This is a genomic window from Amycolatopsis iheyensis (assembly GCF_024703995.1).
Classification (GTDB): domain Bacteria; phylum Actinomycetota; class Actinomycetes; order Mycobacteriales; family Pseudonocardiaceae; genus Amycolatopsis; species Amycolatopsis iheyensis.
The window spans coordinates 1-25,740 of record NZ_JAMXQV010000036.1; the positions used below are offsets into that span (position 1 = coordinate 1).

The window sequence follows — 25,740 nt, forward strand, 5'->3', positions numbered from 1 at the left end:
CCGGCCGGGGTGCACCAGGTGTTCTGCCGGGCCACCGACAAGTCCGGCTACACCCAGACCGACCAGCGTGCGGGCACGGTGCCCGACGGCGCGACAGGGTGGCACAACGTCACGTTCACCGCAGCCTAGAAATTTTCTTTCCGATCGACCAATCCGGTTCCCGCCGGGCCCCGAATCACCGGCAACAAGAGGTTCTCGCCGACTCGGCAGCCTCAGCCGCGTAATCAATTGGAGTGAATTCTCGTGCGTAACCTTCGTATTGCCGGAATCGGTCTGACCGCGGCCGCCGCGCTCACCCTCACCGCGTGCGGCAGCAGCGACTCCGGTTCGTCCGCCTCCAGCAGCGCCCCGGCGCCCTCGTCGTCGGCCGCCGCACCGTCCTCCAGCGCCGCCGCTTCGGACGGCATGACCACCAACGCCGACGTCTTCGGGCCCGCGTGCAGCCAGCTGCCGCAGGGCTCCGCGCCCGGCTCTCTCGACTCGATGGGCCCGCAGCCGGTCGCCTCGGCCGCGTCGACGAACCCGCTGCTGACCAAGCTGGTCGCGGCGGTGAAGGCCACCAACCTGGTCGACACGCTCAACAGCCAGCCGGCCATCACGGTGTTCGCGCCGGCCGACCCGGCGTTCGAGGCTTTGGGTGACGCGAAGTTCAAGGAGCTGGCGGGCAAGCCGGACCAGCTGGCGCCGATCCTGCAGTACCACGTCGTCGGCAAGCGTTACGACGCCAAGGGTCTCGCCGCCGCCGGCACCGTCGACTCGCTGAACACCGCGGGTGGGCCGCTGAAGATCGAGGGCTCGGGCGAGAACATGACCGTCAACGGCGCGAAGATCCTGTGCGGCAACATCCCCACGAAGAACGCCACGGTCTTCGTGATCGACAAGGTGCTGACCCCCGGCACCAACAAGAACTGACAACCGGCTTGGCCGCCGACGGGCGGCCGGCATCGGACGGCTGCCCCGGGCTCCACTTACCTCCTGGAGCCCGGGGCAGCCGTCCTTCGCTGTCCGAGCCGGGACAGCGAGCGCAGTCTGGCGGCGGGTAGCAGGAGATCCGCCGCCGGGGACGCCGAAGCGGCGGCGTCCGCCGGTCGTCGCCACCGCCGGATCACTCCAGGGCCGTGGCGGCGATCGGCCCCTGGGCGCGCAGCGGCTCGCTCACGGACTCAGGGGAAAACCCCATCTCGCCGTTCGAGCTGACGCTTCGAACGGATTGGATTCACCAGTCGCCCGATCGGGTGGTCGGCGCGATCCGGGCCATCCCAGTCGACCGACGTTGCGAATCCACAGTGGACGTTGTTGCCCGTTCACTCAGGAGTGCTTCGTGACGAAAGTTCGCCTTGCCGGTACGGGTCTGGCGGTGGCCGCCGCGTTCACGTTGACCGCGTGCGGCAGCGGCGTTGCCGCTTCCTCGGCCGGTGCGGCCGTCTCGATGGCGCCGGTTCCGGGCGCCGGCACCAGCGGAACCCCTGATGGGGTGACCACCGACGCCGACGTGTTCGGCTCGGCTTGTCCGCGGTTGCCGCTGGCGTCGATGGGCTCGCAGCCGGTCGCCTCGGCCACGTCGGCGAACCCGCTGCTCACCAGGTTGTCGGCCGCGGTGAAAGCCGTCGGCCTGGTCGACACGCTCAACAGCAGTCCGGCCATGACGGTGTTCGCTCCCGCCGATCCCGCTTTCTCGGCGTGGAGCGGCGCCGAGCTGGTCCCGATCCTCATGCATCACGTCGTCGGCGCGCGCTACGACGCCAAGGGCCTCGCCACCGCTGGTTCCGTTGCCTCGCTCGACACCGCCGGTGGCCCGGTGAAGATCGAGGGCTCGGGCGAGAACATGACCATCGGCGGCGCCAAGATCCTGTGCGGCAACATCCCCACGAAGAACGCCACGGTCTTCGTGATCGACAAGGTCCTGGCCCGCGAGCCCGCCGGATGACACCGACTTCCGGGCCGCGAACACCGTTCCCTTGCGGTTGGGCCCGGAACGCAGAACGGCCGCCGCGGTCTCCCGATCACCGGGAACCGCGGCGGCCGCCGCTTACCTGCCGACAGCTCGAAGAGCTTCAGCACCGAGAGCGGTGGGTGCGGGCGGGGACCCCGCACCCACCGCGAGGCCCTAGTGGGGCAGGTGGACGTCGTTGCCGGAGCCGATGGTCAGGTGGCTCAGGTCGGCGCCGATGTTCCCGCTGAGCGCGCCCTCGCCGATGTTGCCGACGACGTCGTGGACGTCGGAGACGCTGCCGGCGTGGGAGGCGATGTCGCCGACGTGGTTGGTGACATCGCCGAGGGTGCCGTTGTGGCTGATGTCGCCGAGGTGGTTGGTGACGTCGCCGACGCCGTGGGCGGTGATGTCGCCGACGGTGTGCTCGAGACCGGTGTTCGCGCCGAGGTTGCCGGTGAGGTCGCCGATCGTGGAGCCGACGCCCTGCGCGCCATCGACGGCCGAGGTGACGCCGGAGAGGTTCTCGATGCCGGAGGTGAGGTTGCCGCCGTCGAGGGCACCGGTGACGTCGCCGCCCGCGACGTGCCCGGTGACGTCGCCGACGGCGCCGGTGACGGTGGTGACCGGGTCGGCCTGGCCGCCGCCGATGTGGTCGATGCTGCTGGTGAGGTCGCCCGCGGCGGAGAACGGGTCGGTGATGTTCTGGGTGAGCGCGGTCATCCCGCTGACCGCGCCGAGGACGTTGTTCTCGGAGGTGGCGTCGCCGAGCGCGAAGTTCTGGGTGAGGGCCTTGAGCTGCTCGATGGCGCCGGCCTGGCCGGTGGTGATCGAGTCGAGGTTCAGGCCGTTCGCGCCGCCGAGGTTGCCGACCGGGGCGAAGTCGAGCACCAGCGGGAGGATGTCGTGCAGGTCGGCGCCGGAGATGTCGCCGAGGCCCGCGCCGTCGAGCGTGCCCTGCGGGTCGTCGCCGAAGGCGCTGCGGGCGGAGGAGTCGTTGAGCAGGTTGAGCGTGAATTCGTACAGCGACTGCGCGGGGTTCATCGATCAGGCTTCCTCTGGGGGAACGGGTTGCGTCGTCGACCACGGGGATCACCGACCGCACCGAAGCTAGGGCGCTGACCGGGTGGCGGACATCGGGTGTGACGCCTAACGGTGATCTTCGGAATCCCTGAGGGGGCTCTGCGACCCGTTAGGGGGTAACCCGATCGAGTGGCGTGGGTCTCATCTCGGAACGAGGGCCGCCGCGCCCATCTTCAGCGGCTCCCAGGACCGAACCTCTTACGGGTGGCCATTCCGGGTCGCCGTGACGGGAGGCGTCGTGGAGGAGCTGCTGTCGGCCCGGCTGCGGGAACTGCTGGCCGGGATCGAGGCCCGTCCGGGTGATCCGGTGCGGCTGGTCCTGACCGGAGCCCACGGGCACGGCAAGTCGACGGTCCTGAACGCGATCAGCCGGCGGTACCACGCGGCCGGCGTCCCGGTGATCGGCCGGGATGACCTCTTCGCGACCACGCCCGGGGCCGGTGCGGCGGTGCTGCTCGACGACGCCGAGACGCTCACCCCGGAGGCCGGCGCGGCCCTGCTCAGGCTCGCCGAAAGCACGTCCAGGCTGGTGCTCACCCACACCCCGGGGGTGGCGGGCTCGGTCGTCGCCATGCTGGCCGGGGCGCCGGCCCAGTACCTGCGCTTGACGCCGTGGAGCCCGGGTGACGTCGTCCGGTTCGCCGGCGACGTGCTCGGCCGGCAGCTCACCTGGGAGCGGGCGGTCTCGGTGCAGCGGGCCACGAGCGGCGTGCCGCGGCTCGTGACGCGCTGCTTGCGGGGCAACGCCGTAGAAGAGCTGATCGACCAGCTGCGGGCCGAGCTGGACGGCCTGGACGAACCGGGGCTCGCCTACCTGGTCGCGGCCGGCGCCGGCAGCCGGAGTGACCTGGAACTGCTCGCCGTCGCGCTGGACCGGCCCCGAGACGAGGTGTCCGCCGTGGTCGAGCGGGTTCGGGCCGCCGGGCTGCTCGCCGCCGACGGCGCGGTGCCGCCGGTCGTGGCGCGGGCGGTGCGCGAACACGCCGGTGTCGATCGCCGGTTGACCGTGCTGGTTCGGATGCTGGAAGTTCAGCTGGCCGCCGGGCGGCCGGTGCTGGCGATCGCGCGGGAGCTGCTGCGGCTCGGCGCGGCGGGCGGTCTCGTCCGCGCCGGGTTCGAGGCGGGGGCCGCTGAGGTCGTCGCCGAGGATCCGGCACTCGCTTTCGACCTCTACGCCGCCGCGGAGCACGCCGGCAGCTCGCGGATCCGCCTGGCGCCGGACTGGGCGCGCGCGGCGGTGCTGAGCGGGCGGCTCGACGCCGCGCTGCGGCTCGGCGACGAACTGCTGAGCGCCGACGAGCAGCACACGCGGGCTCGCGGAGCGCTTGTCGTCGGCACGGTGATCGCCCGCCGCGGTGACCTGGCCCGTGGCGCGGAGCTCCTGCGCTGGTCCGCCGATCCCGGGGCGGCTCGGCTGGCGGACCTGGCCGCGATCGCGCTCGGGGAGACCGTCGAGGAGGTGCTCGACGTGCCGGGGGAGCCGGCTCGGACCTACGGGCACGTCGCCGCGCTGCTGCTCGGCGGCATCCGGGAGTCCGTGGCCGGGCGGCCCGAGACCGCGTTGTCGACCTTGCTGGGCGCGGCGGATTCGGCGGCGGCCACCGGGACCGGGCATCTCTTGCCGGACTCGCCCGCCGTGCTCACGGCGCTGGTCGCGTTGCACGCGGGTGAGTTCGACCTCGCCCGCGGCGTGCTCGAGCGGGCCGGCGGGGGAGAGCGGCACACGCTGCTGCTCGGCTGGACGGCGATGCTGCGGGGCGACCTCGCCACCGCGGAAGCCCACCGCGCCGCGGTGCGCCGGCCGGAAAGCCGCCTCGCACCGCGTGACGAGCTCTTCCTGCACGGGCTGGAGCTGGGGCTGGCTCGCCGCGGCGGGACGCCCGAGGCCGTGCGGGAACGCTGGAGAGCGGCGTACGAAGCCGTGATGCGGCAACCGATCGACCTGTTCGCCCTGCTGCCACTGGGCGAGATGCTCGTGGCCGCGGCCCGGCTCGAGGAGGGCTATCGCGTGACGATGCACCGCGACCGCGCCTTCGCGCTGCTCGACCGGCTCGGCGCCCCGGTGCTGTGGTCGGTGTGGCTGCACTGGGCCGCGTTCCACGCGGCCATCGTCTCCGGCGACGGCGACACCGCGCGGAAGGCGTTGCGCCCGTTGACCACTGCCTCGGATTCCGGACGTTTGGCGGAGGCGTTCGCCGCCGCGGGTGGGCAATGGCTGGCGGTCATCGAGGGGTCCATCGAGGTCGCGGCGGTCTTGGCCGCCGCGGAGCTGCTCGGCCGCGCCGGCCTGACGTGGGACGCGGCCAGGCTGGCCGGTCAGGCCGCCGTCCGGGCCACCGACCGTGCGGCCATGGTGACGCTCCTGCGCGCGGCCAAGCAGTTCCCGGTCGGCGCCACCGCGTCCGCCACGCCGCCGACGGCCACCGAGCCGCCGGCTTTGACCGCGCGCGAACGCGACATCGGGCGGCTGTTCGTCGTCGGGCACACCTACAAGGAGATCGGCGAGCAGCTGTACATCTCCGGCAAGACCGTCGAACACCACATGGCCCGCATCCGGGCCAAGCTCGGGGTCTCCGACCGCCGCACCCTTGCGACGTTGCTGGGCGGCATGCTGGGCGACGCGAGCTGAAACCGACTCACCTCACCGGTGCAGCCACCGGCGGGTGACGGTCAAGCTCTTCGCCCGCCGAAGAACCCGGGGACCGGCCGCGCCCGCTGCAGGTTTCACCCGAGCTCTTCTCGCAGGGCTTCGCTGAGAGACCTTCGACGGCGAACTTCGAGGCGCTGTACAGCACTCTTCCGGTTCCGGAAGTGAAGCCGGCACTGGAGCTGATGGTCAGAATGCGGCCCGAGCGCTGGGCTCGCATGGCGGGTATTGCGGCGCGGGGTGGAAAGGGTCGTCACCCTGCACGCCGGTGATCTTCGGCGCCGCCCTCGGATCAGCCGAGGTCTGGCGGTAACGACGTCGCCGGGCTGCGGCGGACTCGGCGGGCCGGTCGTCCGTGAGGTTTGCGCTGGTGAGGTCGCGCAATCGCTGAGGTTTCGCGGAGCGTCGCACCGGAAGGATTGCCCGGCCGGCCTTTGCCTCGGCCGGGCAGTACCGCCACAGCCGCGCCCACATCGTCGGGGACGGCCTCGGTGACCGGGTGGGTGCGCAGGCAGCCGGTGACGCTGGTCGGTTTCGGGCAGGTAGTGCCGGCGAAAGAGGAACGCGGCTGTCGAGCGTGACTCACCGCGGGAGGTCTCCGGTGCTGGCGAACTCGAGGCGCTTGGCGACCGAGACGGCTTGGTCGGCGAAGCGTTCGTAGAAGCGGGTGGTCAGGGCCGCGGTCACGGCGGCTCGCTGGTCGTGACCCCAGTCCTCGCCGGTGAGGCCGGCGAGGAGGTCGGCGTGCAGGGTGTCGACGGCTTCGTCGGCCTGGCGGAGTTCCTGGAAACCGTCGGTTCCGGTCCGGATCTGGGTGGCGACTCGCTCGGCAATTTCGGTGTCCAGGCAGCCCATGCGCTCGAACGTCGGCGCGAGCTCGGGGGGAACGGCCGGTGAGGGGTGGGCGAAGCGGGCGGTGTCGGCGATGTGCGCGGCCAGGTCTCCCATGCGTTCGATCTTTTCGGCGCAGTAGACGACGGCCAGGACGCGTCGCAGGTCGCCGGCGACGGGGGCCTGCAGGGCCAGCAGCGCGTAGGCGTCTTCTTCGCATTGGGCGCGTTGCGCGTCGAGGGTGTCGTCGGCGGCGATGACCTGCTGGGCGAGCCCGAGGTCGGCGTTGATCAGGGCGGTCGTGGCGTCGCGGATCGCGCTCGCGGCGGCGTCGCACATGTCGGCGAGCCGTGCGGTGAGGCGGTGCAGATCGTCCTGGAACCCTTCGCGCATGACCGGTCATCCTAGCGCTTCAGAGCCGAGTGCTGAGGACGTAGTCGACGGCGGCGTGCAGTGTCTCGGTTTCGGTGGTCAGGATCGATTCTTCGGCGGGCAGGGCTCGTTCGATCGAAAGTCCGTTGAGGACGGTCACGAGAAACCTGGCCCGGCGCCGGTTGTCGCCGTCGGCGATGGCGCCTTCGTTCTTGAGGACGGTCAGCCAGTATTCGACCCGGCGTTGCGCCTCCCCCTGAACGGCCAGGTACGCGGCGCGGTTCTCATCGGTGTGGCCGGGTTCGATGTAGGTCTTGAAGATCTCGGCCCAGGCGGCTCGCGCTTGGTCTCCCACGCCGGCGAGGGAGAGCACTTGCCGGAGGCAGTCGATCAGCCGTTCCCGCGCCGGCGTCGCCCGGTCGTGGATCCGGTCGCCTGGGGTGAGCACGTCGTAGACACCGGCGAGCACGGCGTCCTGCAGGACGCGCTGCGTCGGGAAGTGGTACCTGAGCGAGCCGGTGCTCACCCCGGCCCGCGCCGCGACCGCCCGCACGCTGAGCCGCGCCCCCGGATCCTCTCCGAACATCGCCATGGCCGCCCGAAGGATCCGCTCCCGGCTGCCGCCAGCTGTCTCCTGATTCACCGGCGCACCTCCTCTGACACACCGTACTAGCACGCTGTGCTACGGTCGCGGCCGACCGCAGTAGCACAGTGTGTTAGTCGCCAGGTCGATGTGCCCGGTGCGCCGCTGTCCGACCCAGGAAACGGACGTGAAACCCATGGACTGCCTGCGCAGGCCGTTCCAGATCATCCGCGCCGACCTTCGCGCGTACCTGCTCGTCAACGCCTTCGTCTACGGAGTGCTGCTGCTCGGTATGGCGTTGGGGATGCTGTTCCCGGAGCTGCACGCCGCACGGGTCGCGTCGTTCGCGGGAGGCGGTCAGGGAGCGCTCGTCAACGCGGTCGTCGGCAACGGATGGCTGTTCGGCACGGTCATCTTCCTCGTCAACGTGTTCCCGACCGCGCTGCTGCTGATCACCCTGCCGTCGCTGGTGGTCCCGTTCGCGGGCCTCGTGGTCTTCGCGGTCAAGACGGCCGACCTGGGCATCACCCTCGCCCCCGTCGACGCGACATCGAGGCTGACCCTCATCCCGCATTCCCTCACGCTGCTCATCGAGTTCCAGGCCTACGCGCTGGTGATGTTCGGCGCCTACCTGCTCGGCCGGTCCTGGCTCCGCCCGGCGACCGCGCAGGCCTCGACGCGTCGCCAGGGATACGTGCACGGTCTCCGCCGGATGGGCCGGCTTTGGCTCCCGGCACTCGCGTTGTTCTTCATCGGTGCGGTGTACGAGGCGATCGAGATCTACTTCCTCGTACCGCTGGTCGCGTGATCGGGCGGTGTGGTGTGACGCGGCGGCCCGGCACTGGGCCGAGGCCCAGCTCGCGAGCTCGAGCGAACCGCATCGCCTGAACACCCTGCTGGTGGCCGGTGAGCTGTTGGACAATGCGCACCAGCACGCCGAGGGTGCGGTCGAGTTGCGTCGGTTGGCCGACCCCTGCGAGAGCACCGTGGCCGTCGTCGATCGTGGCACTGGCGCACCGCGGTTGCGGGAACCCGGCGGTTTCGGCGGGCAGGGTCTGCTGCTCGTGGACCAGATCTGCCTGGCCTGGGGCGTGAGCCACGACGACCACGGCAAGCGTCGGCCACGACAGCGCCTGGGACCCGCAGCACCGGGTTTTCGCTGTCAATGGCCGCAGTGCGCCGGGCCGGTGCTGCCGCGGACGATCAGGTTCGTCGCCAGCTCGGCCCGGCGCGCGCCCAGCGGCTCGCCGCGGATCAGGGACAGCAGCATCCGGGCCGCGAGCGCGCCCATCTCCTGGAGCGGCTGGCGGACCGTCGTCAGCGGGGGCGCGGTCCACGGGGCGAACGGCAGGTCGTCGAAGCCGACGATGCTGACGTCGTCCGGGACGCGCAGGCGGCTTTCGTGCATTGCCTGGTACGCGCCGAGCGCCTGCAGGTCGCTGCCCGCGAAGATCGCCGTCGGCGGGTCGGGGAGCTTCAGCAGCTCCCTCGTCTGCTCGTAGCCCTGCTGGTGGCGGAAGTCGCCGTAGCGGACGTACGGCGGGTGGAGCGGGAGGCCCGCCGTGTCCAGGGCGGCGCGGTAGCCCGCGATCCGCGCCCGGGTGCACATCAGCTGCTGCGGGCCGCCGATCACGGCGATGCGGCGGTGGCCGTGCTCGATCAGGTGCTGGGTCGCGGCGAACCCGCCGTGCCAGTTGGTCGCGCCCACCGACGGCACCGACTCGTCGGGCTGGCCGACCGCGTCCACGACGACGAACGGGATCTCCTGGCGCGCCAGCTCGGCCCGCTGGTAGCCGCTCAGGTCCGACAGCACGAGGATCGCGCCCCGGCAGCCGCGCAGCGCCAGGGAGTCGAGCCACTTGCGGGTCAGCGTCGAGTTCGAGTGCACGGCGGTGAGCGCGATGCTCATCCCGGCTTCCTGGGCCACTTTTTCGGTGCCGCTGAGGATCTCCACGGCCCACGAGCTGTCCAGCTCGTTGATCACCAGATCGAGCATCGTCACGGCCTTGCGCGGCCGGCGCCGGGCCGCGGCCGGCTTGCGGTAGCCGAGCCGGGCGACGACCTTCTCGACGCGCGCCCGGGTCTCCGCCGCGACGTCGGTCCGTCCATTGAGGACCTTCGACGCGGTCGGCACGGACACCCCGGCCGCCTCGGCGACGGCGGCGAGCGTCGCACGGGGACCGTCCATCGAAACCCTCCGAAACTCCTCGAAAGTCGAACCTCGATCTGACGTCCGCGTTCGTATTCAACCACGTCACGGGCCGGTCAGAGCTTCGAAAAACTGCCCGACTTTCGAAGCCGTTTCCGTTGACCGGCAGCGGTCGCGGTTCTTAGCGTGAGCGCCGTTCCCCCGGGTCCTCAAAGGAGAGAAGCCATGAACCTGAGCCGTCGAGGGTTCCTGATCGGCAGCGGCGCGGCCGCACTGGCGCTGGCCGCCGGCTGCGCGAGCGACGACGGCGGTGGGACCCAGCAGGCCGCGCCCGAGGAGAAGGCGCAGCTGACGTTCTGGACGTTCCTCGACAACACCGCCGAGGTCGCGAAGTGGAACGCGAAGAACCCGGCAATCCAGGTCAAGGCCGAGAATGTGCCCGCGCAGGACTACTACGCCAAGCTGCAAGCCGCCGTGAAGGCCGGCAACGCCCCCGACATCGCGCTGGTCGAGTACCAGTTCCTGCCCACGATGGTCGCCGCCGGAGCGCTCGCGGACCTCACCGGCAAGGTGAGCGGCGACCTCCAGGGCCGGTTCCCCGCCGCGCACAGCGGCGACCTGCTCGCCGACGAGGCCGTGACCCTCGGCTCGGCCTTCCAGCTGGCCGGCTTCCGGCACGTCGTCGCCAGTCTCTGGCCGCTGTCCGACCGGATCGCCGCCGACGCCGCGCGCGCTTTCTACCGCCTGGTGCCCGGCCGGACCGGAGCGGATGGTGCCGCCGAGGCGCTGCGCGCTGTTTCGCTGGGCCTTAGGGACACCTATCCCGACCGGCCCGATCTCTGGGCCTCGCTCGTGCACAGCGGCGCCTGACCCGGATCGAGCACGGCGGCACGAACCCGGTGAGGGAGTGGTTCCTTCCCCCGGCTGAGGCCGTCCCGATGACCGCTCACCACCAGGAGCACGATGCAGATATCCAGCTGTCACCTCGAACCGCGGAACCCGGTCGCAGGTGCGGGCGCGGCTCCATGCGGAATTCTCCGCTGTCCCGGCGGCGCGATCAGGTCGTGACGCGTTCCCGGAGCCCGGCGGCGAGTCCGGCGACCGTCAGCAGATCCACCAGCCCGCCGCCGTGCTCGACGAGCCGGCGGTGGCGGGCTCCGGCCAAGCGGAAACGCAGCTGAACCCGGGTGCCGTCACCGTCGGCGGTCAGGTGGATCGCCCAGCTGATCGCGAGGTGACCTCGGGTGGAGCGGTGCACGAGGGTGTGCGGCGGGTCGTGGGTGACGATCTCGAACGTCGCGTCGCGGCCGCCCCAGTCGTCGATGATGTCGCCGGGGCGCAGGTGCTGCAGTGCCGGGTCGATGCGGCGCAAGGCGCGACGGCGCCGGGGGAGGAGGGTTTCGATCCGGGTGGGCAGGTACCAGCCGGCGCGGTTCTTGCCGAGCTGGGCGAACCAGGGCCACACCCGCTCCGGCGGTGCGGAGAGGGTGAAGCCGCGATCCATCACGACGTCGGGGCGAGGCACGAGATCGTCACCGGGGAGAGCGGCGGCGACCTCTGCGGGACGCGGTGCGACTCCGGAGAAGAACACGAGGAGGCCTCCACGACATCTGTGTCGAGCGAAACCGTATCAGGCAACGAGACCGGACACCGGAGTCCGGATTCAGCGCCGGCAGGCGTTCGCGCCGTGACAGGAGATCATCGCCTGCACTGTGTCGTGCAGCTGCTTCGCTTTGTCCGGCGGCAGCTGGGCCGCGGTGTTGTGCAGTTCCTGCGGGTCCGTGCCACGGTCGTAGTACTCCTTGGTGCCCTCGGCGTACTCGACGTAGGTGTAGGTGACGCTGCGGATCGCTTCGTAGGTGCTCGGGTTGCCGCTGTTCTTCGCCGGTTTGTCCGGGTCGGTCTTGTCGAAGTCGGGGCCGTGGTGCTCGACCAGGCCGACCGTCCGCCACGCCTGCGGCGCGGTCCCGGTCAGGAACGGCACCAGGCTCTCACCGTCCACTTCCGCGGGCGTTCCGGCGCCGGCGAGTGCCTCCAAAGTCGGCCGCAGGTCGATGTTCTCCACTGGCTGGTTCACCGTCGCGCCTGCCTTGACGCCTGGCCCGGTGACGACCAGCGGTACGTGCACGTCGGTGTCGAACGCCGTCTGCTTGCCGGGGGTGAGGCGGTATTCGCCCATGTGGTAGCCGTTGTCCGAAGTGAACACGATGTCGGTGGCGCCGCGGACGCCGGACTTGTCCAGTGCGTCCAGGACGGTGCCGATCATCTTGTCGACCGATTGGACGGCTTGCGCGCGTTTGCGGAAGTCCTTGTCGATGGTCTTCTTTTCCTTGTCCGTCAGCGGTGTGCGGGACGCGAGCCACGGCGGCGCGGCGGACGGCAGTGTGTCGAAGGCGGGCCCGCGTGGCGCGGTGAGCCCGGGAAAGGCGTCGGCGTCACGGGGAGCCGGGGTGTAGGGGCCGTGCGGGGCGAAGGTGGCGAGCTCGATCGCGAAGGGCGTGTGCGCGGCCGCCGAGCTGGTGACGAACTGCGCGGCCTTGCCCGCCATGACGTCGACGAGGTAGTCTTCGGGGTTCTTGCCGTAGTGCTTGACCGTGCCGTTTTCGTTGAGGTCGTAGTCGAATTCGCCGTAGCCGTTCCCGGCGACGTCCCATTCGTTCCAGCCCGGTGGCACGGCGTCGGTCTTGGGGTCGTACCCGTTGAGGTACTTGCCCATCATGGCGGTGCGGTAGCCGGCCTGCTGCAACGATGTGGCGTAGGTCGACTTGTCGTCGCCCCGGCCGTGGAACACCGCGTAGCCGCCGTCCTTGCCGCCGTTGGTGAACACGCCCGTGTCGTGCGGCAGCATGCCGGTGAACAGCGACGACCGCGACGGGCAGCACAGCGAGTCGGTCACCGTGTAGTTGGCGAAGGAGGTGCCGGTCTTGGCCATTTCCTGAACGTGCGGCAGGTAGTGCAACAGGTTCATCGAGAGGTCGTCGGTGAGCACCAGGACGACGTTCGGCTTGCTGCCCGCCGCGCCGGAGGGCTGGGAAGACGCCGGGCTGCTGACGCTGCAGGCTGTCGCCGTCGAGGCCAGTGCCACGACCAAGGCCGAAGTCAGGAGGAGACGGGCGTTGGGTGCCATGCCCGCACACTAAGCACGCCACGCAAGAGCGAGATCAGCGTCATGTTCGGACCCGGTAAAGGGTTTTCCGATGATCCGGTCTTCGCGGCCCGTGAGCCGGCGGCGAAGGTCGTGACCAGGACGCCGGTCTGCGGGGCGAGTCGTTGGCTGCCAGTCTCCGCCCGGGCAGTGGCCTGGCTCAGCGTCAGCGATTCGGTGGTCGGCTGGCGCGGCGAGCCTGCGGAGCCTAGGAGGACGCGGTCGCAGGCGTTCGGCAGCACTACAGCTGGCCGTCTACGAAGCGATGGCTCGCCAGGGAATCGGCGCCGGCGAGGCGTTCGCCCTGCTGCGCGGCACGTCCCAAGATCTCAACGTCAAGCCCGCGACCTCGCTCGCCGCCAGCCACATCGACATCGAAGGCCGCTGACTGTCTGCGTGGCATTTCTGACCGCGGCCACGGGAACGCTCCCAGCGTGAATCGGGAAGAGCTCGTGCACAGCCGCTTCAGCTTCGCGGGGCCATAACATCTGCTATAACACCGATCGCGATGTCCCTTGTCGAAACCTCGATGACCAGGTGTTTTCTGCTTCAGATGGTCGACCTGTTTACCGAATGTTTACCGACGTTCGTAGCTTGTTGGAGATTTCCCGTCGACGCAGGGTGTGGGGGCGAAAGCTCGAGAAATCGAGCTGCTCCCTTTCCCCGCTGTCAAGGAGAAATCTATGGTCATCGCACTGGACAGAAAAGCATTCGGAATGGCGCTCGCCTGCTGTGCCGCCGTCACGGCGGCCACGCTCGCACTGGCCCCCACTGCCGGGGCGGCGACGCCGGGCGGCCCTGCGGCGCCGGTCCCGAACGGTCTGACGCTGACTCACCCGCTCAAGGACAACAGCCACTTCAAGCTGGCCGCGGCCGGCAGGGCCGCGACCGCCGCGGTCAGCCTCGACTACAGCCAGCAGGTCCAGCAGAACGACGAATGGTGCTGGGCCGCCGACGGGGCGAGCATCGAGCAGTTCCACGGCGCGTCGACGTCGCAAGAGGACTTCTGCGCGGCCGGCAAGGGCACCATGCCGGGCTACTGCCCGAACGAGGCGGCGCAGATCGACGAGATCGTCAACGGGTTCCACGGCACGGGCTTTTCGGCGGACAGTGCCGGTGGCGCGGTCTCGTACTCGGCGATCACCCAGCAGATCGACGCGGGCAATCCGGCGCTCACCGGTATCTACTGGACCTCCGGTGGCGGCCACGCCGAGGTGATCTACGGCTACGACGCGGCCAACCAGTCGATGGACGTCGGCGACCCGTGGCCGACCTATCAGCGCTACCGCACCCAGTCCTACAACGACTACCTGCAGAACAGCGAGTTCACGTGGGGCGACACGGTCGTCGACATCGCGGCTGGGCGGTGAGGTAGCGATGACCAGGTCTGCGTGGGTCGTCTTGGCTGCCGTGTTGCTCGGGCTGGGGACGCCCGTTCGCGCGGTGGCTGCGACGCCGGCGTGGGTGTCTCCGACGACCGCTGAGCTCACGGCGGCAGTCGCGGCCGCTCACACGCCCCAGGCGGTCAGCTACGCCCGGACGAACCTGCGCAGGCCTGGCCGGCCGGAACCGGCCGGAATCACCGTGGCGGACAACGGGATCCCGGCGTACTCGCTCGATCCGGCCTTCGTGCGCGGTGGCGGGGCGGGCCCGGCCGCGATCCTCGCGTATGTCGCCGTCGTGGCGCGAACCGACGACGGGCGCGTCACGACGATCCAGGCCAGGCCGGTCCTCGCCGGCCGTCCGGACTCGGGCTGGCGGGTGGGCAGCGCCCTCTCCGGCGACGACGAGGCTCAGCTCGTGCGCCGGCTGAGCCCGGGATCGGTGCTGCTGAGCGAACCCCAGATCAACGGCTGGTACGAGCTGGGTGCGAGGGGAGTGCGGCTGTTGCGTGCCAGCTTGCCGCAGAGCCAGGTGGGCGCACTGGTCCCGTTGAGCGAGTACCAGCACCAGGTCCACGACCGGTATGCGGCCCGGCAGCCGGGTCTCGCTGGACCACCGAGTCATTCGTCGTCCCCGCCTTGGTGGCTGTTCGGCCTGGCCGCGGCGGCCGCCGTGATCGCGGTGATCGTCGGGCTGCGCCGCCGTCGTTCGAAGAGGCCCGGTCCGCTCGGGGACGAGCGGCGAGCGTTCGCTCCGTGACCTGCCGACGTTCGAGGTGGACTGGGAGCCGGAGTGAAGGCTCGCCTCGGGAGTGGCGCAGACGTGGCAGGACCGGTGCCGCTGCCAAGCAGCGCCGTCCGGCACCTGGAGGGGGTTGGGTGCTCGCTGTCGCCGGAGACCCGGGCCAGAGCAAGCCGAAGACCCCGTCGTCGGAGGGATCCGAACACGGTGCTGGTCCTGCGGATGCACTTGGCGCAGCAGGACGAGGCCAAGGCCCGCTTGGGCGCTGCCTGGGTCAACACGGACCCGAACTCGACGGCAGCCCGTTGCATCCGGCCGACGTGGCGGACGAGTTCGCGCGATTGATCAGGCCGGCCGATCTGCCTCGTTGAAGGTGGCCGGGATCATCCCGAGGAAGCCGTAGACCGGGCCTGCGCTCTCGGGCTCGCACGAGACCACAGTGGACAGTGGGCAAGTGGAAGAAAACGTTCCGGATACCACAAAACCCCAGGCCGAAGAGAATCAGACCTGGGGTGGTGGGGTGTGCGCCATCAGGGACTCGAACCCCGAACCCGCTGGTTAAGAGTGGTGATCTTGAGGTTTCGGATGGTGTCGCGTGATGCCGGGTCAGGTCTTTTTCTCGGTCGTCGGTTCGCGACGGTACCGGCCTGTGTCGCGATCTGTCGTCCCGTCCGTGCGCTCTCGGGCTCCCCTCGGGCTCGCAGCTGCCGGGCCATGTCGCCTGGTCCAAGCCTCCTACGGCGACCGCTTGGTGGAGGGCGAGGCGGCTATCCCGAGCAGGTTGACGGGGCGGTGCGGACGTGAGGCGACTCAAGGACTGGCTTGCTCAAGACCTTGCTCTGTCCATCCAATGCGTCTGCACCGGTCTGGTCGCACTTGGTGCGGCGTACGCCTCGTACCGTCGTGGACGTGAGTTCGCACTCCGCTTCGGCGCGGACGGCGTGACCGCATCAATCTGGCCGCTGCTGGTGGACGGCTTGTTGACGATCGCGACGGTCGAGTTGTGGAAGATTCACCGCGGCGGTCGTCCGGCGGGTAGATGGGTGGCGTGGCTGGCGTTCGTGTTCGGCATCTGCCTGTCGTTGGTGGCGAACATCTGCTCGGCGCCGGCGTTGAGTCTGTTGCAGGTGACGGTGGCGGCGTGTACGCGGCTGGTCTTGCTGCTGACGGTCGAGTTGTTGAACGGTGCGTTGAAGCAAAGGTCTCGTGAGACTGGCTCCGAGACCGCGATCGCCGGTAGCGAGACACGCGGACAGTCTCCCGAAAGGGAACCGAGCGAGGAGACCGCCGAGACGACCGATCTGACGGCGGTCTCGCGACCGGCCATGGAGAGTCCCGAGCGAACGGCCGAAGAGAGAATGTGGGATTACTACGTCGGCGAGCGAGCCTGCGGTCGCACGCCGACGGGCGCTGAACTGGATCGAGTGGCCGGAACTCACAACTACGGACGGCGGATTCTCCGACAGTGGAGGACCGAGCAGGATCGGCAGGTCGATGGTCCCGGACGTTCTGCAGCGATTCGTGCGGCAACGACGTCCGTGAGGGCGGTCATTTCCTCGGGTCTGCCGTCGTGATGCTGATGTGCCGCTGGACAGTTGCCGTCTCGAGCGAATTGTCATTCGCGGCGACGGCAAGCGGATCATCCAGCAGGACGTTCAGGAGCACGTCGTGCTCCTGGTAGACGGCTCGCCCGCGGTCAGTCAAAGCGGCGACCAGTTCGGGAGGGGTCTCCTCGGGCAACGGTCCGAGCGGCACCGCGGACGGGGCGGTATTCGCCTCGGTGACCGTGGCGTGGTCCATTGCCAGGATTCTCGCTCCGTACAGCTTCCGCACCTGGGCAGCGATGATGAGGCCGTCTCGGTCGACGTCACCCGCGTAGCTCAACCGCACCCCGCAGTCGATCGCGCGCTGCAGGAACGCGTGGTCGACTGCTCGCAGGTGCCCGCTGGTGCAGGCGATCGGACCGGTGAACCCCGCGGCCAGCGCCGCTTCGATCACCGACGGATTCTCGACGACCAAGACAGCCTCGTCAGCCAGGGTCGGTGGGTTGACGGTGAGGTCGAACAGCGTCAGCGGCACCGGGCCGCCGCCCAACCTGAGCCGCTCGTCGACGACGCCGATGCCCGAAGCCTGCAGGTTCAGCACCACGACTGAGGACGACAGCCGGTCTGCGAGCACCCCCGACCGCGCCAGCAGCGCTCTCGCTGCGTCGGGCCGGGACACCATCGGCTCGCCTGCCCGTTCGGCGACGGCTTCGACCAAGCGCCGACCGATGAGTTTGTCCAGGTCGAAACCGTGGGGGTCGCCGGTGCAGTCATGAGCCAGTTTGGCCAGCGTCACCGGAGGAGTGCCTGGCCGGCGGAGCCGATCGATCTTTGTCACGGCTGTCGCGAGGTGCCGTGACTCGGTCCGAACCGAGTCGATGTCGGTGTCCGCAACGCCGGCGGCTCGGATCCGCTGCGCGAGCAGCGGCGCGGCCGCCAGGGTGCGCTGAACTTCGGTCCAGAGCGCCGCGCGTGCGGCCGCGCTCGCGGCGCGGCCGGCCGCGTGGTTTGCCACCGGCCGCCCTGTCGCCAGCTCGGCGATTGCTGGGAGGTACTCGGCGGCAACACCGAGCTTGGCCAGCAGCTCGCGCACCGGTACCTTGGCCACGCCGGCGGCGGGCGAGATCGCCGACTTCCCGCGGCGCCGTCGAGTGTTGGTGTCGAGCCAGCTGCGCAGGAATGCGACGCCGGCCGCGGACAGTCCGGTGACCGAGACCGTGGCGAGCTCGGCGGGATCGTCCACCTGGCACAGCCGCTGGTGAACCGCCTGCCACAGGAGAGCGAGATCCGTGTCTTCGGCCAGAGCGCGTGCAGCTGCCGGGAGCTCCGCCGCGGTCATGGCCGGGCCTCGCCGCTGCGGAAGCGGTCGGCGACAAGGACCGGCTGCCCGGAGCCGGTCCACAGCCACGGCGTGGACACTCCCACCGAGCCTGACTGGGTGACCTGCGCGATCATCACCCGGCCCGACTCGGCCTTCAGCAGTGCACTCATCTCTGGGGCGGTGGAGAGGACGTCGAAGTTCCACTCGCGCAGCAGACCCAGGAGCTTCCGTACGTTCTGCGGGTCGAACGCGGCGTTCATCTCGTCCACGAACAGCATCCGCGGGCCTGCATAACCTGGGGCTTCGTACATGGACCACGCTGCCGCCAGCAGGGGCAGCATCGTCGCGAGGCGCATTTCGCCGGTGCTGAAGGAGGCGAGCGGGTTCGATCGGGGAGTCAGTGCACGGAACGCTTCTGTCTTGCCGTCGCCGAACGACGCGTGGGTGACCTTGATAACCCACTCGTGCCACGCCCGGTAATCGAAGGTGTGTGCGACACGCGCCTCCCAGGTCTCGCCGTTCGCGTCCTCGAGCCGTTGCCGTAGTACCTCGTACATCTGCTCGAACGTTTCGTCGGAGGGCAGTGCCTTCACCAGGTCGATCATGCGTTCGGCGTCGGGGTCTTTCTTGACCTTCCAGTCGACCTCGACGCCGACCCGCGCGACTCCCGTGCGCACGTCCTCAAGGGTGGCCCGAATCTGCCGGACGAGGTCTTCCGCGGCGGTCCGCCGCGTGGCGATTTCCCGGCGCAACGCGGTGAACATGCTGGTCTTGAGTGTGGACTTGACGTCTCCGCGGAGATCATTCTCCAGTTGTTCCGCCGTCTGGTGCAAGGTCAGGACCGTAGTGTGCAGGTCTTCTCCGCTGAGGGCGTCCGGTGCGGCGACGACCGCGCGGCGCCAGTCGGTGCCGGGAATCGTCTGCACCGTGACCTGCCGGTCGAACCGGGTCAGCGCCGCGCTGACCTTCCTGGCTTCGGTCTCCAGCCGCAGGCGTCGGTTCTCGAGCAGCTTGGTGAGCTCCTCCCGGCTGTGCCCGCGCGGTTCCGTTGCCAGCAGAGCGGATCCCCAGGCGAGCGCGGCGGTGAGGTTCGCCGGCCGGCCGTCGTCGTCGACGGCGATGTTCGCGGCCACGGGCACGACCGATTCGTCGACCAGCCGGTACATGCGGTCGAGGCAGCGTTCTCGCGTGTCTTCGGCCTGTTGCCGTTGCGGTGCGATTCCCTCCAGAGTGCTTTTTGCGCCGGCTGCAGCGACTTCGGCCCGCGTGATCTTGTCCTTGATCCGGTCGACCTCCTCCCGCGCTGCCTGATGGGCTTGCGTCATCTCTTCGAGGGCTCGGCGGAGTTCTTCATAGGCCGCGCCGTAGAGCTTGCGCAGTTGTTCCACCTCTGCCTGCGCGCTCACTGCGGCCGCACTGCCTTTCGCTGCTTCGCCTTGGGCCGTGCGGCTTCGACGGCGTTGGTCGGCCGCGGTCTCCGATGTGCGCCGAGCTTGGGTGCGCAGCCGTTGTGTCCGGTCGACGATCTCCTTCCACGAGCGGACCTGGACGGCCAAGTGGGTCACCTCGTCCGCGAACGCCTCCAGTGCCCGGCGTTCGGCGGGCAGCGACAGGCCGCCACCGAGATCCACCGCCTCGTTCAGTGCCTTCAGGGCTTTCCGGGTTTCCAGCCGGGTGTACTCGAGCTGCTCGACTATGCGCACGACGTTCCGTTGAGCGCCTTGCAGCCGGTTCGTGGCTTCGTTCTCGTCTTCTCGTGCGGTGACGAGCGCAGTGAGGGGTGGAAACCCGGCGCGTTGCTCGTCCGCGCTCGCTTGTTCGCGGACCGCGTCCTGCCAGGCGGCCGTGGCTTGTGCTGTGGCTTCGTTGCACCGGGCGAGGTGCTCTGCGGCGGCCTCCGCGGCCTCGGACGCCGTCTCGGCTTTCCCCGCCGCGGCGGCGAGCTCGGCCTGGATATCGCTCAGCACCCGGTTCCGAGCAGCCTCCTTCTCACGTAGCCGGTCCAGCACCGCTCGCCGCGCCGATTCCGCCTTCACGAGCCGATCCGTGGCGTCGCCGTCAGCTCGACCGGCGTTCAGCCGAGTGGTCTGTGCTCGGGTGCGAGCCTCCTGCCACGGCCGTGATGACGGGAGGCTGTCCCGCTCGTTGACTGCTTCGGCGAGCACGGCTTGCTGGTGCGTAACATCAAGTTCCGCAGTCTCACGGCGTTGCGTCAATTCGGCATGCAGCGCTTCGAGCCAGGCGACGCGCTCGGCCCGCGCTCGTTCCCGCGCGGTCGCGCCGATGTGGCGGGTGACGTATCCCGCAGGCGCGGCGGCGGTCAGCGCCCCGGTCCGCACAGTGGTGATACCGGCGTCCGTCTCGTCGAGCGAAATGCTCCGCAGCAGGGTATTCAGCTGGCCGGAGGCTACCGGCGACTCCGGCTCCGGAGACAGGACATCGGCCAGAGTCAGGCCGGTCGGTTGCTCCCGTCCGGACAGGACGACGTCGCCAGCCCGTGCCCGGCCGTCGGAGGTGACAACGGCATCGAGCAGCCCTGCCACCAGGAGTGCACCCTCGCATGCGTTCCGCCGCTGCGTGCCGACCTCAGGCCGGAAATCTACCAACGTCCACAAAGGATAGCCGTCGGTGCGGGTGCGCCAGACGGGAACGGGCGGTGGCGCCGGTTTCTGCCGCGCCTGGTCGAGCTCGGCGGTGACAGCGCTCAGCTCCTCGTCCAGTCCGGCGATGACAGCCTCGGCCTTGGCGATCTGCCCGTCGATCCGCCTGATCGCGACCTGGCCCGCGTTACCCACCGCAGTCCGCAGCGCTTGGTCGTCGAATTCGACGAGCAGTTCGAGGGTCTGCTCGGACACCTGTACCGGTAACGCGATCCGCGTGAGTTGTTCGCCGGTCCGGTCGATGCGCAGCTGTGAGATCGCATCGATCGAAGGCAGGGCGCCAGCCAGTGAAGTCGGGTCGAGGTGCTGCAACGCCGATCGCCACCGGTCGACGCCGGCGTGCCACCCGCGCAGCTCGTCCAGGGCTGACTCGGTCGAGTCGAGCTGCTCGACGAAGTGCTCGTGACGGGACAGCTGGGCGGCTTCGGCCTCTCGAGCGTGCTCTGCCTCGGCCTCCCGGGCGCTCTCGGCATCCTGTGCCGCTGCCACGTCCGACTCCTGCAAATGTGCTGCTTCCCGCGCGCGCTGCCTCTCGACCTCACCCGCAGTGCGGTCCGCGATCGAACGCGTGGTCGCCGCGTCCCGGACAGCCTGATCCCGCAGCTGCTCGGCGGTGATCTTGAGTATCTCGTGTCCGGCCGTGTCGAGCCGCTGCCTGATCGACGCGGTCTGCTGATCGGCCCAGTCCACGAGCCGGTCCGGGACGACCCGGCCGTCGACCGGGTCCGGGTCGAACAATCCATCGGGCACCGCAGGGAAGTGCGTCGCCGACTTCTGCCAAGCGACGACGGCGGCTTCGACACGTCGTTCGGCTTCTTCCCGCGAAGCCGTGCACTCTTTCAGCGTGTCCCGGTGGCCGCCCGCCTCCTCCTCCACCTTGCGGTGCTGCTCGGCGGTGGCGACTGCGATGCCATTGGCCGTCTCGACTCCGTTCAGAGCCGTGGCTACCGTCTTGATCTTGTGCTGCCGGTTTTCCGTCCAGGCCAACGGAGTCTCGACGAGGGTTTCGGCCGCGACGTCGACCGCGGCAGTTTCCGGATCCAGCTGGCCCGCCTTCGCGAGCTCGGAAGTGGCGCCGGCCAGGTTCGTCACTGCGCCGTCCGCTTGAATTTTCGCCGCGGTGGTGGTGAGTTCCTGCGTGATCTTGGTCAGGCTGCGCTGGGCGTCGACGGCGTCCTGCGCGGCGGTAGCGGCGTCCTGCGCCGCCGTCGCCGCATCTACTACTGCCTGGCCCGCGCGCTCTTTCGCGGCCTCGGCGCTGTCGGCAAGACTGCGGGCTCGTTCTTCCTTGTGCGGCAGCTCGGCGCCGGCGTGGTCGCGGACCGCGGTTTCCGCAGCCCGGTGGTCGCCTTCGCGCAGCTGCAGACTGTGGTTCGCCTCGTCGAGCGCGGACTGTGCCTGCGCGATGGCGGCGTTCGCGTCTTCGAGCTTCTTCTCGGCCGCGCGTTCCGACCGAGTGAGGTTGTCGAACTCCGTGTTGGCCGAGCGCAGAGCGGCGGCCATGGTGAGCGCGACCGCTTGCCGGTAGAGCTCGTAGACGCGGTCGGTGTCGGCGAGTTTCTTCGCTTGTTCCTTGGTGTCGGCGAGCTGAGTTTCCAGGGTGGCGATGCGCTGCATCGCCGATGCGATCTCGGTCAACCGCGTCTGGTCGAGCGCTGGCAGCGCTCCGGTGAGCACGGTGAGCATGTCCTTGGCCGAGATCTTTTCCGCGGTTCGGACGCTGCGGAGGGTCCGCAGGACGCTCAGCAGGGCGTCGTACTGGATCTCGTCGAGCGGCGCGAAGACCCGCGTCCGGACCGCGGTCCGGTAGTCGGCTTCGGTGCCGATGGTGCTCAGGTGCGCGGCCGCTTTGGGCTTGAGCCGCGGCGCGTCGGTGAACAGCTCGCCGTGGTGGGCGGCGAGCTGTTCGGCCACGCTGTCGATGCCGGTTGGGTTGCGGTCGACGTGCAGGGTGAGCTCCTGCCCGACGCGGCCGGGGACGAGGAAGAACGCGCGCAGCAGTGCCTGGCCGGACGAGCGCAGCCACAGGCCCGTCGTCAGGTACTCCGTCCGGCCGGTCTGCGGGTCGGTCCGACCGTATTCGAGCCACCAGACCCCGGTTTTGTCCTCCCGGTCGCGGTTGTCGGTGTGTCGGCTCAGCAGCGTGCCGGCGGCTCGCCCGGACACGCTCAGTGCCGTTTGAGAGGTGTCGCCGTCCAGCAGGACGGTCACCAGCTGCGATGCGGTGAGTGACTTGCCTGATCCGTTGCGGCCGATGAACGCGAGCCAGCCGTCGGCGAAGTGGAACTCTTCGTCGGCCCACTTCCAGCTGTTGAGGACGCCGGCGCGGGTCGGCTGCCACCGCCCGGTTACGGCCGGCGCGCCGTGGTCGGTCTGCGGTGCGGTAGGCATCAGGCGATTCCTTCCGGAGCATCGAAAAGGGTGGGTGTTACGGCTCTATGCTCGCTGTTCGCTCCGGAGGCGGTGTGGAGCCTGACCCGCCACATCCGCACCGCAGGCGTGGGCCGCCACCTCGGTTCCGGGACATCGTCGGCCGGTTCGGCCACGAGGAAGCCCGCGTCGACGAGTCCGTTCGCCGCTGCTTTCGCCAGCGCCCGGAGCTGTCCGCCGTAGGCCGCCGCCCAACGTGGCAAGTCCTCCCTGACCTGTTCGAACAACGTGACGATCTCCTCGATCGCCACGACGCGCTCGCGTCCGTCGAGCGTCGGATCGCGGGTACTCAGGTGCCGGAGCAGGGCAAGCGCGGCCTGACGTTCGTTGCGTCTGCCGTTGGGGAAGTCGAGCGTGCTGCCCAGCTGAGACGGGTCGCTGACCTGCCACCAGTCATGGCGCACGGTGGCAACCAGGCCGAGGGCGTGCAGCACGCTGAGCGCACGGCTGCGGCCGGTGGTCGACTGCAGGTAGTCGTCGGCCACCGGGTCGACGCCGGGGTCGTCCACCAGCCGTCGCATCGCCCGCAGCCGGCGCCGGGTGGTCTCGCTCCGCGCGGCGCGCCGGGCTTCGGGCCCTTCGGCGAGATCGGGTTCGTCCTGGTCGTCGGGGAGCTCGTCGTCTTCGGTGATCCGGTCGGTGGCCAAGGCCCGGGCGTGCCGGCGGGGCGGCAGCTGCGCCAGGTTGAGCAGCGACGGCGAAAGCGAGGAGAATTTCGCGGTCAAGCGGTCCCGGGACGAGGACACCACTGCGTCACCACCGTCACCGGCCGCCTGGTCGAGCGACCGGTCGACGGCGATGGTCCCGTCGGCCTGCAGCAGGCGCAGCGCATCGACGAGACTGTGCCGGTTGCGGTGTGCCTCCTGCTTGCTCACCCCGTCACCGGGCACGACGGGGAATCGCGGGAGCAGGTTGCTCTCACTGTCGGTCGCGCAGACCTGCGCCACCGACTGCAGCAGGTCGTTCAAGGTCATCCGGGGGCGTCGCCACAGCTGTTCGCAGGCAAGGGCGGACAGCACCAGCACCAGCTGTGACGCCGGCACCGGGTCCTGTCCTTCGCGACGGATCCGCAAGCCGCGTGCGCCTGGGACGTCCTCCCGGCGCTTGTGCAGTCGGATAAGGTCCGCGGCCTCGAGCACTTCCAACGTCCAGCCGAGTTCGGTGTGGAAGAACCTGGCGAGCTCGGCGCGGCCGCGGCTCGCGCTCCGGTACAGCTCCGGCTCCCGCTCGGCAAGCAGCCTGCCCTGCGCGATCAGGACCCGTGCTCCCTCGGCGAGATCCGGGTGGAGCAGCGTGTCGTGCCTCATGCGACCCTCCTGGGCCGGCCGGTGGCCGGCGGTTCCGGGCTCGGCATCGTGGCCCCGGCCGGGACCACCGTGACGAGCAGCCGCGGCGCGGTTAGGTCGCCTTCTGACAGCGGCACGGTGACCTGTTCGCCGCGGCCGGCCAGCCGTACGCTCACCAGCACCCCGGCTTCGTCTGCTTCGGCCTGCCCGACTCCTGTCGCTGGCTCCACCATGTCCAAGGCGAGCTGGATCGTGTCGAATAGCACCGCAGCCGTCTCACCGTCGAGGCCCGTAAAGTGCTCGAGCCCGACCTCTCCCGGAGTCAGCAGGGCCGCGGCACAGCGCCGCCGGTGTTCGGCCTGGGAAGCGGCCTCCGCCAAGGCCGCTTCCCGCTGCGCGCTGGCATCCACGACCTTGCGCGGGCGGCCACCCGCCGGGCCGTGCCGCTCATGTTCGCGCAGGGTCAGATCCACACCGAACGAGGCCTGGCCGGCCGCGGCGCTGGTAGCGTGCTCGACGTCCTCCTCGGCCGGACCGGACACGACGTGCCACGCGGGCCAATCCCCGAAAGCCGCCGCATACACCTGCCGGGCCGCATCATCGTCCGGCTGCCGGTGCAGGGACTGGGCGAGCAGCCGGAAGTCCACTGCGAGATCCGAGCCGCGCAACCGTGCGTTGTACCGCCTATCGACCGCATTGAGCAGCGTGTTCACCGCCCCGTAGGCCGATTCGACGAGCCGGTGCACACTGCCGCCGGGCACGAACCACGCCTCCAGCGCGGAGAGCAGGGCGACGCGGTCGGTCACCCAGTGCTGCTGCGCGGCCGGATCGAGCAGCCCGGCGTGCTTCACAGCGCATTGCACGACGTGCTGGTGGCCGACTTGCCGCAGCGCCTCGAGGGCGGAACCGACGCGCACGAACGCCCGGTCGTACTCGCGGGCGAACTGCCGCAGCGCTTCCACGACCCGGTCGCGGTTACCGTCGAAGACATCGTCCTTCGTCACGTCCGACTGGACGAGCTGGCCGAGGGCGTCGTAGAAGTCGGCTGTGACGCGCTGGAGTTCCGCGATGCGGGTCTCAACGTTGCTCAGGTCCGCGTCGAGCAGCCCGTGCTCGTCCTGGTTCCCGGCGTGCCCGAGCAACGTCCGTATCGTGTCTTCGACGCTGTCGAGCAGCCGGCTCGGCAGTTGGAGTGCGCGATCGGCGGATAGCACCGCCGTGCGGACGGCCGCGACGATCGCGCGGCCGCGGCGGGTCAGCGCCCAGGCCTCCTGTCGGCTGATGACGCCATGGAGATTCCGCAGCGGAGCGGCGAAGTCGCGGAACGGGCTTCGCGAACTCCCACTGGGCGAGCTGGTCCAGCAGACCGCGCAGTTCGGCGTCGGTCAACGGATCGTGGAACCCGACCGCGCGCAGCCTCTCCCCGATCTCGCCCAGCGTCGCTTGAGGGCCGCGGGTGCTCAACTCCTCGAGGGCGGCGAGCAACGCGGAATACCGCTCACGAACCAGGTCGTTGTGATGCGAAAAAGCCACCCAATCGCTCGCAATGACCTGCCGCCACCACTGCGGCGGCTGGTCCGGTGAAGCGTGCGAAATGGTCACAGGGCCTCCCTGCCTGGACAGTCGTCGCGGGCA

The 25,740-nt window shown here is 69.8% G+C and carries 21 protein-coding genes; 10 read left to right on the forward strand and 11 right to left on the reverse strand.

What is annotated here, in order from left to right; genetic code table 11:
- The first annotated feature begins 243 nt into the window (after positions 1-243).
- Both M8542_RS43905 and M8542_RS43910 read left to right on the forward strand, forming a co-directional pair.
- The gene (locus tag M8542_RS43905) at positions 244-912 is read left to right on the forward strand and encodes a fasciclin domain-containing protein (RefSeq protein WP_257926338.1); all 669 of its coding nucleotides are present in this window, start codon (positions 244-246) and stop codon (positions 910-912) included.
- A gap of 409 nt (positions 913-1,321) precedes the next feature.
- Complete coding sequence (locus tag M8542_RS43910; protein ID WP_257926339.1) at positions 1,322-1,927, forward strand: fasciclin domain-containing protein; 606 nt, start codon at positions 1,322-1,324, stop codon at positions 1,925-1,927.
- A 180-nt stretch (positions 1,928-2,107) separates the two neighbouring features.
- Here the strand turns inward: M8542_RS43910 and M8542_RS43915 are convergent, their stop codons facing one another.
- Positions 2,108-2,974, reverse strand: coding sequence for an IniB N-terminal domain-containing protein (locus tag M8542_RS43915; protein WP_257926340.1), 867 nt, complete (start codon positions 2,972-2,974; stop codon positions 2,108-2,110).
- Between the two features lie 277 nt (positions 2,975-3,251).
- Between M8542_RS43915 and M8542_RS43920 the strand changes: the two genes are divergently transcribed.
- Entirely contained in the window at positions 3,252-5,642 is a 2,391-nt protein-coding gene (locus M8542_RS43920; RefSeq protein WP_257926341.1) for a helix-turn-helix domain-containing protein, read from the forward strand.
- A gap of 7 nt (positions 5,643-5,649) precedes the next feature.
- Here M8542_RS43920 and M8542_RS43925 read toward each other — a convergent pair whose 3' ends face one another.
- From M8542_RS43925 to M8542_RS43935, 3 genes are all read right to left on the reverse strand, one after another.
- Positions 5,650-5,889 carry an SDR family NAD(P)-dependent oxidoreductase gene (locus M8542_RS43925; RefSeq protein WP_372508763.1) on the reverse strand — a complete coding sequence of 80 codons (240 nt, stop codon included), beginning with the start codon at positions 5,887-5,889 and terminating at the stop codon, positions 5,650-5,652.
- A gap of 353 nt (positions 5,890-6,242) precedes the next feature.
- Positions 6,243-6,884 carry a phosphate signaling complex protein PhoU gene (gene phoU / locus M8542_RS43930; RefSeq protein WP_257926343.1) on the reverse strand — a complete coding sequence of 214 codons (642 nt, stop codon included), beginning with the start codon at positions 6,882-6,884 and terminating at the stop codon, positions 6,243-6,245.
- 19 nt (positions 6,885-6,903) lie between these two features.
- Entirely contained in the window at positions 6,904-7,539 is a 636-nt protein-coding gene (locus M8542_RS43935) for a TetR/AcrR family transcriptional regulator (RefSeq protein WP_308210336.1), read from the reverse strand.
- A 103-nt stretch (positions 7,540-7,642) separates the two neighbouring features.
- Here M8542_RS43935 and M8542_RS43940 point away from each other — a divergent pair, with 103 nt between their 5' ends.
- Positions 7,643-8,254 carry a stage II sporulation protein M gene (locus M8542_RS43940; RefSeq protein WP_257926409.1) on the forward strand — a complete coding sequence of 204 codons (612 nt, stop codon included), beginning with the start codon at positions 7,643-7,645 and terminating at the stop codon, positions 8,252-8,254.
- A 354-nt stretch (positions 8,255-8,608) separates the two neighbouring features.
- Here the strand turns inward: M8542_RS43940 and M8542_RS43945 are convergent, their stop codons facing one another.
- Positions 8,609-9,634, reverse strand: coding sequence for a LacI family DNA-binding transcriptional regulator (locus M8542_RS43945; RefSeq protein WP_257926345.1), 1,026 nt, complete (start codon positions 9,632-9,634; stop codon positions 8,609-8,611).
- A gap of 186 nt (positions 9,635-9,820) precedes the next feature.
- Between M8542_RS43945 and M8542_RS43950 the strand changes: the two genes are divergently transcribed.
- The gene (locus M8542_RS43950) at positions 9,821-10,465 is read left to right on the forward strand and encodes an extracellular solute-binding protein (RefSeq protein ID WP_257926346.1); all 645 of its coding nucleotides are present in this window, start codon (positions 9,821-9,823) and stop codon (positions 10,463-10,465) included.
- Between the two features lie 187 nt (positions 10,466-10,652).
- On the opposite strand, the gene M8542_RS43955 is transcribed toward M8542_RS43950, so the two are convergent.
- On the reverse strand, positions 10,653-11,120 hold the full coding sequence (locus tag M8542_RS43955; RefSeq protein WP_257926347.1) for an SRPBCC family protein: 468 nt from the start codon (positions 11,118-11,120) through the stop codon (positions 10,653-10,655).
- A gap of 138 nt (positions 11,121-11,258) precedes the next feature.
- Positions 11,259-12,722, reverse strand: coding sequence for a sulfatase family protein (locus M8542_RS43960; RefSeq protein ID WP_257926348.1), 1,464 nt, complete (start codon positions 12,720-12,722; stop codon positions 11,259-11,261).
- A gap of 283 nt (positions 12,723-13,005) precedes the next feature.
- Between M8542_RS43960 and M8542_RS43965 the strand changes: the two genes are divergently transcribed.
- The 4 genes from M8542_RS43965 to M8542_RS43980 all read left to right on the forward strand — a co-directional run bounded on the left by M8542_RS43965 (position 13,006) and on the right by M8542_RS43980 (position 16,438).
- Positions 13,006-13,128, forward strand: coding sequence for an ANTAR domain-containing protein (locus M8542_RS43965; RefSeq protein ID WP_257926349.1), 123 nt, complete (start codon positions 13,006-13,008; stop codon positions 13,126-13,128).
- A gap of 295 nt (positions 13,129-13,423) precedes the next feature.
- Positions 13,424-14,110, forward strand: a complete 687-nt coding sequence (locus tag M8542_RS43970; RefSeq protein ID WP_257926350.1) for a papain-like cysteine protease family protein — start codon at positions 13,424-13,426, stop codon at positions 14,108-14,110.
- A 7-nt stretch (positions 14,111-14,117) separates the two neighbouring features.
- Entirely contained in the window at positions 14,118-14,882 is a 765-nt protein-coding gene (locus M8542_RS43975; RefSeq protein ID WP_257926351.1) for a hypothetical protein, read from the forward strand.
- Between the two features lie 782 nt (positions 14,883-15,664).
- Positions 15,665-16,438, forward strand: a complete 774-nt coding sequence (locus tag M8542_RS43980; RefSeq protein ID WP_257926352.1) for a DUF2637 domain-containing protein — start codon at positions 15,665-15,667, stop codon at positions 16,436-16,438.
- Here M8542_RS43980 and M8542_RS43985 read toward each other — a convergent pair.
- From M8542_RS43985 to M8542_RS44000, 4 genes are read right to left on the reverse strand one after another with little or no spacing between them, the layout of a single operon-like run.
- Positions 16,413-17,747, reverse strand: coding sequence for a TIGR02679 domain-containing protein (locus tag M8542_RS43985; RefSeq protein ID WP_257926353.1), 1,335 nt, complete (start codon positions 17,745-17,747; stop codon positions 16,413-16,415). The genes M8542_RS43980 and M8542_RS43985 overlap by 26 nt on opposite strands.
- Positions 17,744-22,780: an SbcC/MukB-like Walker B domain-containing protein gene (locus M8542_RS43990; RefSeq protein WP_257926354.1), complete on the reverse strand. Its 5,037-nt coding sequence runs from the start codon at positions 22,778-22,780 to the stop codon at positions 17,744-17,746. The genes M8542_RS43985 and M8542_RS43990 overlap by 4 nt, the downstream gene beginning before the upstream one ends.
- The gene (locus tag M8542_RS43995; RefSeq protein WP_257926355.1) at positions 22,780-24,126 is read right to left on the reverse strand and encodes a DUF2398 family protein; all 1,347 of its coding nucleotides are present in this window, start codon (positions 24,124-24,126) and stop codon (positions 22,780-22,782) included. Before M8542_RS43995 ends, M8542_RS43990 begins: the two co-directional genes overlap by 1 nt.
- Positions 24,123-25,319: a DUF2397 family protein gene (locus tag M8542_RS44000; protein WP_257926356.1), complete on the reverse strand. Its 1,197-nt coding sequence runs from the start codon at positions 25,317-25,319 to the stop codon at positions 24,123-24,125. Before M8542_RS44000 ends, M8542_RS43995 begins: the two co-directional genes overlap by 4 nt.
- On the opposite strand from M8542_RS44000, the gene M8542_RS44005 reads away from it, so the two are divergent.
- Positions 25,258-25,689, forward strand: a complete 432-nt coding sequence (locus M8542_RS44005; RefSeq protein ID WP_257926411.1) for a hypothetical protein — start codon at positions 25,258-25,260, stop codon at positions 25,687-25,689. The two genes, M8542_RS44000 and M8542_RS44005, sit on opposite strands and share 62 nt — an antisense overlap.
- Positions 25,690-25,740: the final 51 nt, after the last annotated feature.